We start from the raw sequence: 14140 nt of genomic DNA on the forward strand, positions 1-14140 counted from the left end.
TAGTGTGAAAGAAAGTAGAGGCCAGCCGAAAAATGGCGCACTGAAACAAGCTATTGAAAAATAGCCATTTGAAACAAGGTTGATTTTGTTGAGATATGCTAAGAAGCAAGCAAGGGTTCTTTTATAATTCCCTCGGCAATTAAAAGTTTCATAGCCTGTTTGACAGCCTTTTCCTTCTGCTTATTTTTCAGGGGTTCAGGCATATCAATCTTGTATAGGTCGGTTGGATTCCAGGCTTCTCCCGTAGACAGCATATGGTAGACAGCGGTAAGGATCATCCGGGCGACCGCAATGATGGCACGCTTCTTACCACGGCGTTTCATGATGCGTTCATATTTGGCTTTGTAGTAAGGAGATTTGTTGGATTTCACGGCTGCATGGGCAGCTTGTACCAATGCAGGTTTGAGGTAGACGCCGGCACGTGTGATCCGAACAGATTTCTTCTTACCGGCTGACTCATTATTACCGGGAGTCAGGCCAGCCCAGCAGCATAAACGTTTGGGATTGGAAAACTGTGTCATATCCGTACCAATCTCAGAGATAATTGTGATCGCACTGCTGCGGTCTATTCCGGGAATGGTACAAAGTAACTGGACAGCATTTTCATAAGGTTCCACCAACGAATCAATCATAGAGTCTATATCTGAAATCATAGATGTGATATAATCTATATGTGCGTGGACAAGGCGCATGCGGTATTTTTGGGCATCAGTCATCTGATAACCCTCGATAGACTCAATGACACTCTCAGACTTCTTCTTGAGCGAACGAAGCAGTCTGGAGGATATTTCTTCGTGGTTGATGGAATTGTCGGACTGTTTGAGAAGGTAATCTATCACAGAGGTGGCTGATTTCCCGAAAATATCGGAAACAACCGAATCTAATGCGACATTGCAGATGGTAAGCGCATTCTGAAAACGATTTTTCTCACTGCTTTTGCAGGAAGTCAGTTTATACCGGTATCGCGTAAACTCTCTGAGGATACGGATTGGTTTGCACGGTATATAGCTTCCCGGCACAAGCCCCAGTCTGAACAGATCCCCAATCCATTTGGAATCCTTGGTATCGTCCTTGTTCCCTTTAACAGCCTTTACCCATTTGGGGTTGGCGATGGTAACGTTGATTTCGTCCTCCAAAAGGTTGAACACAGGAACCCAATATTTACCGGTAGATTCCATACAGACATCACGACAGGAATTATCCAGCAGCCACTTTTTAAACTCGAGAATGGAATTGTTAAAGGTGGAGAAGCGTTTCTTCTGATAAGAAGGCTGAACTCCGGAAGTAGTTTTAATGATGGTGGCAACGAGAAACGATTTGTGGACATCAACGCCACAGCAGGTTTGATAAACAACTTTCACAGGCAAAGCTCCTTTCTGAAAAATGGAGAGAAGCCATTGACTGTTCCACCACACAATTAACAAGAGCTAAAACAATTCTTAGTGTACGGTCTTTGGAGATCCACTTATTTGTGCTTGAAGGTAGAACTTACACTGATTTTTATGCTGTCTAAAACGAGAGAGTTTTTACGACTCCTCCCCTCGTGCTTTGTAGTATAGCTTCTCGCTTTTAGTATAAGGCAAAACGTGGAGAAAGTCGAAACTTTCATTACTATTTGTGCCGCCAACTGAAAGGCGGCGGAATGGAGATTTTTATGAAGAAACGCTGGGATTTGACAGCGCAGTCTGGGATCTGGAGTTTCTCTCTTATGGGAAAAAGCCGAATCTGCATGCCGCCCCGGTGGAGGAGAATCAGCTTGCCATACCGAATTACGGGGGCTTAAGACGAAACGAGGACTACAGGCCGGATCGGGAGCCTGCATATGCCAATATGGCAAAGCTGATGCCATTTGCCGATACCGGTGTGTGGGTAGCTTCCGGAAATGCTCTTTCGGAGGGAGACGCTCTTGCCGTAAAAGAGATTCAGTATATTCTGCCTCTGGATGGAGAAGGAAAACTGGTGACGGGAATACGCAGAGACACGGCAGGTCAGATTCAGAAAATCCGTCTGGTGTTTGCGGATGAGAAGATGCGGGAATATCCTGTATTTTACCGGGAGCTTACCGGAAACCTGATAGCTTCTTACGGAGTAGAAGGGACGGGGCTGGAGTATCAGTTCCGCCGCTACGCGGTTTCCGCCGATGGAGCGGCAGCCAGCCGGGCTGCGGAGATCGCGTCAGGCTATGATTATACGGCAGATCTGGCAGTCCTTACTGACGAGGAGGAAAGCCGCCTGTACACAGATTATTATAATGAGACTGTGAGAAAAAAGCTGGAAAGTCTGGCGGAAAAGCTGGCTGCCAGCCAGGAGGAATATCCCTTTTACAGTGAGCATCCGGCAGTTCAGGCCCTGGCAGAAGAGAGGCTTCTTTCGGAGACTGGCCTGAAAAGAATCCTGTATGCCTATAATTATTATGACAAATGGTATCGCATCGACTACAATGGTGTCATTTTAAGTGATCTTCTGTTTTTCAACGGAGATCTGATGGCGGAGGGTTTGACGGCGGCAGAGCTGACGGACCGGCTGCTTTCCGCTTCCCAGGCCCAGCGGGAGACAACAGGAACCGTGGCCTTTTACAATCATGCGCTGAAAAATGATACAGGCAAAGAACTGATGGCTTTTCTGGGGGATCTGTCCCTGACTGTGGCGGGCTATGACAATCCAAACGACTGGTTTGCTGACAATTTTGACGGAATTCTGTTTGAACAGAAAGGATATGAGACGGATCGGCTCCGCTACCGGATCTGGGACATCTTAAGCGGACTGGCAGAGAACAGGAAGACTCTTGTGCTTCCGATTCTCACGGCGCCCCAGGAGGACATGTACCTGGTATCTATGCCTTCCCAGCTGATGCTGGGCAGCATGAACCGTTATCAGACTTATCTGAATAAGGATGGAAATGAGAGAGCGCGTATGCGTACATTGATCGAAGAGTACGCGGGAAGCATGGGATTGTTTTATGGGATTTCTGCCCGGTGGAGACAGGATTCCGCAGAAATTCTGAACAGTTTTGTGGATATACAGTTTGACACCAGAATCCATTTCCCGGCAAGCGACAAGGCGGCAGCGGGGGAACAGAAAAAGGGAGAGACGACGGACCCGGTGATCAAATGGGTGTACGAAGCTGCAGGCACCTGGAGCGGCATCAATGGCAGCGCGGCTTATGCGACCGGAGCGGAGGTACACTGGATGCAGTATGCGGCGCTGGGACTCGATTTTTATTTCTTCAGCCATGAGACAGCCCACAACCAGGACGGTAAATATTTCTATGCCGGAGAGGGAAGAAGAAGAGGCACAGGCGCAGAGGCCCATGCGGACGGGAATATTACCCAGGAGATGAAGGATGGGAATATGGTATTTAATATCTCGAAGATCTGTGATATCGGAACCGAGATGACGAATAACTTCAGTTATGAAAGAATCGATTCGGCTGAAAAGCTTAAGAGCTACTACGAGGAAATGTTTGAGACGGGTTATGTGCTGGATTACCTTGCGGCCCAGGCGTTTCTGGAACTGGAACCGGAGCAGCAGGCGGCAGTGGCGGTGCAGGCCGAGCATACGCCCGGCGGTACAGATTCCTTTTCTACAGAGTACAGGAGGCTGACTGCGGAAGATTTCAGAAATATGAAGCTGGAGAATATGGACGATCTCTGGGAGAACCGGATCGGCATCCGCAATCCGGAGATCGTTGCCACCGCCACATCGGGAAGCTATGGATTTGAATCTTTCTACTGGATGAACTGGTATCAGTCTCACAATGACAGCGGTTCTCCGGACTCCCATTCCTTTAAACGCCTGGGGCAGGAGATGCTGGGTATCGGAGGTTATGAAGATGGTTATATGGTATACATGTCGTTACTCAGTGAGAATGATCTGGACGCGCTGCGGAAAATTACAGGCATTGATACAATTACCTGGAAAGATTATAAAATGAAGCGCTATGAGAATGCGGCGCAAAAGCTGGATGAGATCCCGTACTTTGACAGCGGTGAAGTGATAAGGATGTTTAAGGAGGCCTTTGAAGCCGACAGCCGGAATGGCAGGCTGAGTCAGAGCATCGATTTGAAACGGACTCTTTTCGGCATTGTGAAGCGGGCGACAGGAGACTTCAGCGATGGCGGCATCTATGAAAGTCCGTCAGTAACAGCAGTATCCTCGGCGGAACAGCTCGTAGAGCTTGCGGCCCGGAACCCGTACGGTTTTTACCGTCTGGAAAACGATCTTGATTTCAGCGGAATCCAGGCGGACGGGGGAAGCTATATTCCCGGACGTTTTATCGGGGTCATCGATGGCGGCGGCTTCCGCGTGTCAGGGCTGGCGCAGCCCCTGTTCGGGGATCTGCAGTACGCGATGATCAGAAATCTGAGCTTTTCAGAGACGGCAGCCGAAACAGAACTGCAGGATCTGCTGGCTGTGAAAACCAAAAGGACAGTGACCGAGAACCTGGTTGTGGAACATGATGTTCTGCTGGAAGAGCAGGCAGAAGAACCGGTGGAAGATATGGAGCAGGCAGAAGACCAGACAGAGGAAAGTAGGCCAGAGAATGGCCAGGTTGAGGAAGGCCAGACAGGAGAAAGTAGGCCAGAGAATGACCAGATAGAAAACGGCCAGACAGGAGGCAGCCAGACAGAAGGCGGTCTGCCTGAGGAACGCCCGGAAGGAGTGCCGGAAGCTCCGAATGAAGAGGAGGATGAAGACGCGGAAACACCAAATGAAGAGGAGGATGAAGATGCAGAAATACCGAATGAAGAGAATCCGGACGAGCCGGACAACAGTACAGATAATATGGCAGTATAGAGAGTATAGAGATTATAGACAGTACAGACGGCGCAGAAGAAAAGCAGGGATAGAAAAAGGAATAGAAATTCTGGAGTACAGCAGGAGCCGGCGGCATAGCCGCCGGCTCCTGCGTCTGGTCTGATAGTGACAGCTTAGAGATTAAAGCCCTATTTCAGAGAGCAGTTTTTACAGGTCCCAGCCTGTTTTATTTTTGTTTTATTTCAGGCTTCTATTTTCCTCCGGCAGCTTCGCCTGCCATCAGGATTCTTCCTTCCCGCATGCCCCGTACAAAGACCGGCACCAGGCGGGGATCGAACTGTTTCCCGGCTTCCTCTTCCAGAATCTCCAGGGCGCGTTCCTTCGGGATGACATCCTTATAGCAGCGCTTGGTGGTCATCGCGTCAAAGGAATCTGCGATACATAAGATCCGGGCGGAGAGAGGAATATTCTCGCCGGCGATCCGTCTCGGATAGCCTTTTCCGTCATACCGCTCGTGATGGCCGATGACGGCAGGAATTACATAGTCCAGAGACGGCAGATGGCGGATGATTCCGATGGACGCCTCCACATGTCCCTTGATGGTTTCATATTCTTCTTCAGTCAGTTTCCCTGTCTTATTCAGGATGGCCTCGGAAATTCCGATCTTGCCTACATCGTGGAGAAGCGCGGCCTGACGGATGATTTCCCTTATGTCGGAATTCAGGTTCAGCTCCCGGGCCAGGCTGGTGGCGTAGTAGGCTACGTTGTTGGAGTGGCTGAAGGTATAATGGTCTTTCACATCGATGGCGGCAGTCAGGGCGTAGATGGTAGATTCATATTCTTTGTAAATATTTCTGTGATCTGTCACATCTTCCCGGACAGAGTTTTCCCGGAGGATGGTGTCGAAGATCTTGATCCCGTTCTTCCCGGTCCGCTTGACGTGATTCACGGCCATATCCGCATTGTCCAGCAGCTCCTTCGCAGTCTTTGCCGCATAGGGGGCGGCGCTGATTCCTACGCTTACGGTCAGCACCTTCAGCTTGTAATCCACCGTCGTATCTGTCATCTGGAAGATCTGGCGCTGGATGGATTTAACCAGATTCTGGGCGGAAAATACATCGTATTTAGGCAGCAGGACCGCAAACTCCTTTCCGCTGTACCGGGCTGCATAGCCGCTGTCTCCCACGCTGCTTTTGATGATTTCCGCAATTCTGCGCAGGGCATTGTCGCCGGCCTGGGTTCCATACAGCTGGTTGTAGAGCTTGAAGTCGTCGATATTGATGATGGCCAGGGCCAGAGAGCCCTCCTGGTTTGCTTCGAACTCCTGGTTTAGAACCTCGAAAAAATATTTCCGGTTCAGAAGTTTAGTCAGTTCGTCGGTCCGTGCCTCATAACAGGCCGTCTCGTAGAGACGGGCATTTTTGATAGCGATGGAGGCGCTGGAAGCGATGGTCAGCGTCATGTCCATGTCGGTTCGGCTGAGCTTCCGGTTTCCCGGCGGATTGGACAGCAGAATGATTCCCACGACCTTCTCCTTGTCCCGCAGTCCCACGCAGGCTTCGATTCTCAGGTCCAGCAGATTCCGCTTTTCTGTCTCCCACATGGATTTGTAATCGATCATGGTCCTGAATTCCCTCATGAGAATTCCTTCGTTCCGTTCAAGAATCCGGATCAGTGGATTGTCCTTCCGAATCGTAAAAGACAGATCGTTCAGCGGCTGGTTGCTGTATCGGGCCTGATAATCACCGCTGCCATGTTCCTGAATACAGATATAGATGTTCGAGGATTCCACGGTCTCATGAATAATATCTACGGTCTCGGCCAGAATCTCATCCAGGTGCAGGCTTCTGGCCACCTGATTGTTGTATTTTCTTATCTTTTCTGTCTGACGCTCTTCTTCCCGGACAAACAGGTTTTCAATGATTTTCCGCCACAGGAATACCAGCAGACAGAAGGTGAGCAGAAACAGGACGGCAAAAATCAGAATGGTATATTCTCTGGCCATGGGAAAGCTGCTGGAAATGCGGCCTGAGATGTATGGCATCAGATTGTAGTACAGCAGGAAAGTCAGAAGTATTCCCATTCCATAGCAGGAGCTTTCCGAGGCCAGCAGCTTCAGCTGAAACAGGCGCCTGCTTAAGAGCGCGTAGATCAGGAACAGCGCGTTCACGATTCCCAGTACCAGATCGATGGGAAATCCGCGGAAAACCGGCACAAGCAGAGCCAGGTTTCCGGCAAACAGGCAGATGATTCCGAGGATGATCGGCTGAAACTGCTTCTTGTACCAGGGATCTTTTCGACAGATATGTACCACATTGACAAAGCAGTGCAGCAGCACCACTGCCGCTGCGCCGAACAGAAGGGCCACTCTCCAGGTGTAATGGTATTCAAAGGAGGCTTCGCCGTTCTTCAGCACCAGCTCCGGCCATCTGAGAAAGAGTCCGTCGGGGATATTCAGCAGGAAGAGTCCCAGAAGCAGAATTCCGTACAGGCAGTTGAAAAAGCGTTCCTCCCGGTCCGCGAACGCATTGACGAACAGAAAATATGCGTAGGGCATCAGCAGCAGGCCGCCCAGGGATACGTGATACCAGAAAATATAGGACGGATACAGCTGCAGGCGCATAAACGCGGAGCCTGCCGCCCAGCAGATCATGGTTGCCACCAGAAGCAGAAAATAGTTTACGATTTTCACCTTTTTTGCGGCCAGGAAAGTCAGAAAGATAAAACAGTAGAAAAATAAAGCAATAATAGAAATATATCCGTAATTTTGCATAGCCTTATCCTTTCTGTTCGTTCTGTAATTCCAGTAATTCTTTCAGTTCATAGGGAGAAGGGTTCATCTTCCCGATGACTTTTCCCTTTTTATTCCGGTATTTCTCAAAAGTGCCGCACCGCAAAATCGTGACGCATAAGGGGTCCATTCCGAGAATTTTTTTCAGATCCCGGTAATCCTGATCGATGTATTTGAAATAGGTGGTGAGCAGGCTCTTCATGATGTCTGTGGTCACTGCATGGCTGATCAGAGCGTTCCGCTCGATTTCAATATAAAGATGCAGATACGGCCGGTTGTTCTCGTTGTATTCTTTGACGGCGGTCCAGTGGGTGACCGGCTGGCCGGAAAGACTGATGACGCTCTGGATTCCGTTCTCGGAGATGCGGGTGAAGCCGGCGATATCAATGATATTCGGGACGCGGTCCACATACTCAAACCGGGGAATCCTTGTGTGATCTTCCCGGTTCTGCAGGCCCACGCAGCGGTAGGTATCACCCACCCGGTATCTGGCGAAGGCTCCTCCTTTGAACAGGGTGATCACGATTTCATATTTTTCCCCAGGCACCACCTCGTCCATCAGACAGGTTCTGGGCACATAGGACGGGTCCTCCAGGTTTTTCAGCATGTCCTCCTCAGGGATAAACTCATAAAAGCTGGTATCGGGGAAAAAGTACATGCCGTCTCTGGTCCAGGTCTCCGTCCCCGAGATGGAGGGTTCCGTTCCGGCGAACAGCTCCATGGGTCGGATTCCCCAAAGATCCTCCAGATCATCCTTGTAGCACCAGTTGTCAGTTCCAGCCACCATAAAACCTTTCAGGTGGAACAGATCCTTTGGCTTCAGAGGCCGGTTTTCTTTTTTGCATATCCGCTTTGCTTTCAGAATTCGAAGAAGCATGGAGGGCTTGTATTTGAACAGCTCCTTGAGGCTGATACTGCCCTTCGAGGAAAGGGTGGAGAGACTCTGGCTGACCGCGTAGGCGACGCTCCCCAGACCGAAGAAAAATTCCAGATCTTTCTGCATCGCCATCTTAAAGCCGGCCTTGTTCCGTTCGCTGAAGGACATGTTTACTGCGTCCTTGACTGCAGGAAGAAACTGGATTCCGATCTCTTCATTCAGGGCGAGAGGAAACAGTCCTGTGGCAAAGGGCAGAGGCGCAAGTCCGTACAGGAATTTGTCTGTATCTGAGATGTCGAATTTTCCTTTTTCCCGGCTGGTGGACAGGATCAGGCAGGCGATAACGTTGTTTTTGTACACGTCCAGCATGCTTCTCGTGTACGGCGCCAGCTTGATGGGATGACGTCCGCCTTCCCAGGTAGTCTGAATCCAGATGACCGGGTTGCCCGGCAGTGTATCCGTCCGCTTCTGGAGAAGAATATCCGCATAATCCTCATAGGTGGTCAGCGGGACCATTTTCCGGAATTCCTCTATGGTCTTCGGCTGTTTTCCTTTTAAAATCGAACGGCCCAGCTCACAGTTTGACCACAGCTGTATCTGCTCTTCCATCAGCCGGCGCTGTATTTTCATGTAATCTTCTATGGATAGATCCAGAAAACTGCAGTACTGATCCCATATTTCCTGGTATTTCCGCTCCTTCAGCATCTCTGAAAGACTCATTTTCTCCCTGCTCCTCTCCGGGTATTTCTGCAGTGCAGCAGACTTTTCCTGCTGGGAATCAGAAAAGGGGTGGATTCCTTGTATTTCCCATAGTTGGAAAAGGTTCTGGGAAAGCTGTACAGATCCTGAAAGAGCACATAGAGAATATCCAGGATCACAACCGTTACGGAAAACAGAGTCCCCTCCGGGCTTTTCCACAGTGCTGCCGCACACAGATAAAATCCCCCAAACCATAAAACACCGGGATGCCGACACAGAGCATAGACCCCTTCTGTGTAAGCTTCCCGGTATTTACATTCTTCCACATAGGTTGCTTCAAAAGGCAGAGCAAAAAAGAGTGTGTAGACAAGAAGACACAGAAAAAAGACGCTTCCTGCCATCCAGATACCGTCAGAAGACGTCTGAAATAATACAGCTTTGTTTTTCCAGAATAAAATACACGTCGCGGCTGCCAGAAAAAGGGTTCCGGCCATGAAAAGCGCTCTCATCCATCCGGCGATTTTCTTGACGCTGTTATAATCGTAGAGAAAATAACAGATAAATCCGAGGCAGCCCAAGCCTATAACATACATTCTGATACCCTGCCTTATGCATGATTACAAAATATTTTATCATAGAGGTATGTAAAAAGCAATTGAATCTTACGTTTTTAACGAATATTAACATACATTTAAAACGAACATAGACAAAAGGAGGTTCTTAAGACGTTACAGTCCGGAAACAAAGAGACGCCTTCAAATGTGCATGTGAGGAAATAATGATAACAGAAAATACAGACAGATCAGATCACAGTTCATTTCATGCAGGCTTCTGCCAGCAGGAGCTTCAAAAAGAATTAAGAATTTTCCTGTGGAAATCTTCATGGGTTCCGCTGTATTATTACATTAGTACAATAATAGGACTATTACAAACAACAGAATGATAACAGACGGCGCGGCGGGAAAGAATCTCCCGGCAGCGTCCGCATCAGCAGGAGGGGGTTCCACATGAATTTTATCATTGACCATCTGTCTAAAAGCTTTGAGACGAAAAAAGTGCTGCGGGATATCAATTTTACCTTCGAGAGCGGAAAAATCTATGGTCTGCTGGGAAGAAACGGAGCCGGAAAGACAACGCTGTTTAACTGCCTGAACAAGGATATGAAGGCAGACGGCGGAAGCTTTTATCTGGAAGAAGGCGCGTCCCGCAGAGATGTGGTCCCTGACGATATCGGTTATGTGCTCTCCACGCCTACCGTGCCGGAATTTCTGACGGGAAGAGAATTCCTGAAATTCTTTCTTGATATTCATGAGGGAGAGATAGAGAATCCCATGCCTCTGGACGCCTATTTCGATTTCATGAGCATTGAGCCTGAAGACCGGGACAAGCTGATGAAGACCTATTCCCACGGGATGAAAAATAAGATGCAGATGCTGATTAATGTCATAGCCCGGCCTAATATTCTGCTTCTGGACGAGCCTCTGACCTCCCTGGATGTGGTGATGGCGGAGGAGATGAAGGAGCTGCTCCGGTCTCTGAAGACAGACAGAATTACGATTTTCTCTACTCATCTGCTGGATCTGGCTGTGGACCTGTGCGATGAGATTGTGCTGCTTTCCCACGGAGAACTGGAGTCTGTGGACAAGTCCAATCTGGACGATCAGGAGTTTAAAGAAAAAATTATCGCAGCCCTGAAGGAGGAAAGCTTATGAGCGGCCCGCATGGAAATGGCATCCCGCATGGAAACGGCATAGGGAAGACGCTGCGCATTACTTTTTCCCTGCGCAATACGTACCGTGTCAATAACATTCTGTATGCCCTGAAACAGATTCCGCTGATTGGCCGGATTCTGCCGGAAACCCTGTATCAGGAGAGAGGGCTTAAGATTCTGGCCAACGTGATCTCCGTGATCTGGGAGATTTTCTCTGCGCTGGCAGGAAAAGGCATCTATTTTCTGATACTGTCTGGAGCCGCCGCGCTCTATCCGGCATCGGAGAAAGGACCGCTCTTCCTGTACCTGATGGTGGTTTGTACGGTCATTGGCGGCTTTGTGAACACCTATATGTTCAACCCCACAAAAGATAAATACTATGCGCTGATTCTGCTTCGGATGAATGCCAGATCCTATACGCTGGTCAATTACGGCTATGCCATCGCAAAGCTTATGGCAGCCTACCTGCTGTTCGGCTTTCTGGCCGGAGGGCTGGTGGATCTGCCCTGGTGGCAGAGAGCGCTGCTTCCTTTCTTTGCGGCAGGCGTCAAGCTTTTCGCGGCGGCTTACATGCTTCGGGATTATGAGAAGACAGGCCAGGCGTCCAATGAAAATAAAGTGGGGGTCCTTTACTGGATTGCTCTGCTTGTGGGGCTGACGGCAGCCTTTGGCCTTCCGGCTCTGAATATTTTTCTGCCGGAAATTGCAAGCCTGATTTTCATGGCCTGCTGTGTGGCGGCGGGAGCGTTTTCCATCGTGAAAATTCTGAGGTTTGCGTCCTACCGGGAGATGTATCAGGAGCTTCTGCGGGACTGGATGGATCAGATGGACAAAAGCGGAATTTCCAGCGGCGCTTCCAAAAATGCCATCGCGGCCAGAATGCAGAGCGAAAAAGCCATCTCCATGGATGCGGGCATCACCAGCAGCCGGAAGGGCTTTGAATATCTGAACGAGCTGTTTATCAAACGGCACCAGAGAATTCTCTGGAAAGCCTCGGAGAAAATAGCTTTTGTCTGTCTGGTGCTGGTGCTGGCAGCCCTGCTTACTCTCCAGCTGTATCCGGCGGCCCGGCCTGTGACAAACGAGCTGACACTGCAGTTCCTGCCGTATTTTGTATTTATCCTGTACGCCATCAACCGGGGAACCGGTTTTACCCAGGCCCTTTTTATGAACTGTGACAACAGCCTTCTGACCTATTCCTTTTATAAAAAGCCAGGCCAGATTCTGAGGCTGTTCCGCATCCGCCTGAGGGAAATCATCAAGATCAACCTGCTTCCCGCCTTTGTGATCGGCGCAGGTCTGGCCGTGCTCCTTTTTGCTTCCGGCGGAACGGATAATCCGATCAATTACGCGGTTCTGGTGGTGTCTGTGCTCTGCATGAGCGTGTTTTTTTCGGTCCACTACCTGATGATCTACTACCTGCTTCAGCCCTACACAGCCGGAGCGGAGATGAAAAGCGGAACTTACAGGATTGTGATGATTGTCACTTATTTTGTCTGTTATCTGATGATGCGGGTGCAGATGCCGACACTCATCTTCGGCCTTATGACGATAGTATTCTGCGTGGCTTACAGTGTGATTGCCTGCGTGCTGGTGTACCGGCTGGCGCCGAAGACCTTTAAGCTTCGTCTGTAAAGCTTTGACATTTTAAATGTCTCATTTTTACTATACCTGCTTACCTGAACCGTGTAGACTACAGGTAAGCTGCAAAGGGGCAGAAGGATAAGAAATCATCTCTTATTTTTCTGCTCCTTTTGCGTATTTCCCTCTCTACTAACCAAGACACTTTTGCATCAATTCCAAGTGGGGAAACAGTAAAAATCAAAAAGTTTTTTTCATGCGTTCCAAGCCCCGCTTGATAGACTGGCGGACGGACTCCTCATGCACACCCTCGGCCTCGGCAATTTCTTTGATGCTTTTGCCAAGAATGATGTGAGCGTCGATCCGACGGCCCTGGATCTCCGGCAGGGAATTGAGGGCGTTCCAAAGCCGGACAAACCGCTCCTTGAGCTCCAGAACTTCCTGGGGAGTGGGCTCGTGCAGGCAGGCGGAGTATTCGATCCCGTCCTCGCAGTCCAGAGAATACTGCGCCTTGTGCCGGGTGAGCCGCCGCTGGTAGGTCGCTTCATAGCGGACGCTGGCCCGGAGCGCCTCGGCCACTTCCTCGGAAACCTCGATAAACTGATCCTGTAAGTACCAATAATAAAAATCTTTCAGATTGATAGTAGTCATTATAAACCTCCGTTTCAGTGTGGGGTGAACGAGTGACCGAAACGGAGGCTGGTGGAGAGGCTATGCTTTTTTTAGCTGGTACAGGGTATGGGGACTAAGAAAAAGTAAAATTGGCATGGCGGCATCCTCCTGTTGCCGCCGTGCTGGTCACATGATGTGTGGAGGCGTTGTTGGTTTTCAGACAAAAAGAAGCGGTGGTTCTGGTATTCCAAAACCACCGCAAGATAGAATAGGCGCGTCAATATGGCTGCTGTACGACAGCTTTTTTCTTTTGCCGTCGTGCGGCAGATTTTTAATTATTCCGGAAGAAATTCTCCTTTATATGGTGCATTACTTGTCGGTGTTGGATAGTGTTTGCATAAGAGCAAAGAAAAACTGTGGATCGCCAGTGTTGAAAAACTCGTACCAAAAATCTAGCGTATCAGATTGAAAAACACCTAAATGTTCAATAATTTGTCTTGTCCACAGTAAAGCGCCAGCAGCGCCTGCAGTAATCAGGTTATGATCTGAAACGGACAGTTTGTCAATATAGAGACTCTGCCCTTTATAGCTGGGGCAGGTCATTTCAAGGAAGCCTGTTCCGTTGCTTGTATGGGGACGCTGATCTAATAAACCAGCGTTGGCTAAAGCAACGGTTGCACCACAAATAGTACACACAGTAGCACCGACCGAAAGCAGTTCCTCTGCTTTTTTGACGATAGTGCCATGTTTCGGGTTGTCCCAAGTATTTCCGCCCGGCAGCAGCAACACGCTCTTATCGTTTACTGCAATATCGTCAATTACACAATCTGGAACGATGGTCAGGCCACCCATTGTTTTGACTGGCTCTTTTGAAATACCGACTGTTTTGACTGATACTCTTGGTGCATCCTTTTTGAAAAAGCGGCCAGAATTTAGTTCCGCAATGACATACCCCAGCTCCCAGTCAGCCAATGTATCGAAGATATAAACATAAATCTTAAACATATTTTCCTCCATTTTTATTGCTTATTTTAATTCCATTTTTATTGTACCATGCGATTGTTGACACCAGAATGGCAACAATTTATAATAACAGAGATGAATTTTTGAA

Annotated in this window: 9 protein-coding genes; 3 read left to right on the forward strand and 6 right to left on the reverse strand. The window is 49.1% G+C overall.

What is annotated here, in order from left to right; all coding sequences use genetic code 11:
• Window positions 1–98: 98 nt before the first annotated feature.
• Window positions 99–1361, reverse strand: coding sequence for an IS110 family transposase (locus B5E82_RS08335; RefSeq protein WP_087307112.1), 1263 nt, complete (start codon window positions 1359–1361; stop codon window positions 99–101).
• Window positions 1362–1617: 256 nt separating this feature from the next.
• Between B5E82_RS08335 and B5E82_RS08340 the strand changes: the two genes are divergently transcribed.
• Window positions 1618–4797 carry a ZmpA/ZmpB/ZmpC family metallo-endopeptidase gene (locus tag B5E82_RS08340; protein WP_087307113.1) on the forward strand — a complete coding sequence of 1060 codons (3180 nt, stop codon included), beginning with the start codon at window positions 1618–1620 and terminating at the stop codon, window positions 4795–4797.
• 211 nt (window positions 4798–5008) lie between these two features.
• Here B5E82_RS08340 and B5E82_RS08345 read toward each other — a convergent pair whose 3' ends face one another.
• From B5E82_RS08345 to B5E82_RS08355, 3 genes are read right to left on the reverse strand one after another with little or no spacing between them, the layout of a single operon-like run.
• Complete coding sequence (locus B5E82_RS08345; RefSeq protein ID WP_087307114.1) at window positions 5009–7531, reverse strand: HD domain-containing phosphohydrolase; 2523 nt, start codon at window positions 7529–7531, stop codon at window positions 5009–5011.
• A 4-nt stretch (window positions 7532–7535) separates the two neighbouring features.
• Window positions 7536–9146: a GH3 family domain-containing protein gene (locus tag B5E82_RS08350; protein ID WP_087307115.1), complete on the reverse strand. Its 1611-nt coding sequence runs from the start codon at window positions 9144–9146 to the stop codon at window positions 7536–7538.
• Window positions 9143–9718, reverse strand: a complete 576-nt coding sequence (locus tag B5E82_RS08355; protein ID WP_087307116.1) for a hypothetical protein — start codon at window positions 9716–9718, stop codon at window positions 9143–9145. Before B5E82_RS08355 ends, B5E82_RS08350 begins: the two co-directional genes overlap by 4 nt.
• Window positions 9719–10132: 414 nt before the next feature.
• On the opposite strand from B5E82_RS08355, the gene B5E82_RS08360 reads away from it, so the two are divergent.
• Window positions 10133–10837, forward strand: coding sequence for an ABC transporter ATP-binding protein (locus B5E82_RS08360; RefSeq protein WP_087307117.1), 705 nt, complete (start codon window positions 10133–10135; stop codon window positions 10835–10837).
• Complete coding sequence (locus B5E82_RS18480; RefSeq protein ID WP_242966282.1) at window positions 10834–12471, forward strand: hypothetical protein; 1638 nt, start codon at window positions 10834–10836, stop codon at window positions 12469–12471. The genes B5E82_RS08360 and B5E82_RS18480 overlap by 4 nt, the downstream gene beginning before the upstream one ends.
• A gap of 186 nt (window positions 12472–12657) precedes the next feature.
• On the opposite strand, the gene B5E82_RS08370 is transcribed toward B5E82_RS18480, so the two are convergent.
• Window positions 12658–13068: an RNA polymerase sigma factor gene (locus B5E82_RS08370; protein ID WP_087307118.1), complete on the reverse strand. Its 411-nt coding sequence runs from the start codon at window positions 13066–13068 to the stop codon at window positions 12658–12660.
• A gap of 330 nt (window positions 13069–13398) precedes the next feature.
• The gene (locus B5E82_RS08375) at window positions 13399–14034 is read right to left on the reverse strand and encodes a type 1 glutamine amidotransferase family protein (RefSeq protein ID WP_087307119.1); all 636 of its coding nucleotides are present in this window, start codon (window positions 14032–14034) and stop codon (window positions 13399–13401) included.
• Window positions 14035–14140: the final 106 nt, after the last annotated feature.

Source organism: Lachnoclostridium sp. An138 (assembly GCF_002160765.1).
Lineage (GTDB): Bacteria > Bacillota > Clostridia > Lachnospirales > Lachnospiraceae > Laedolimicola > Laedolimicola faecalis.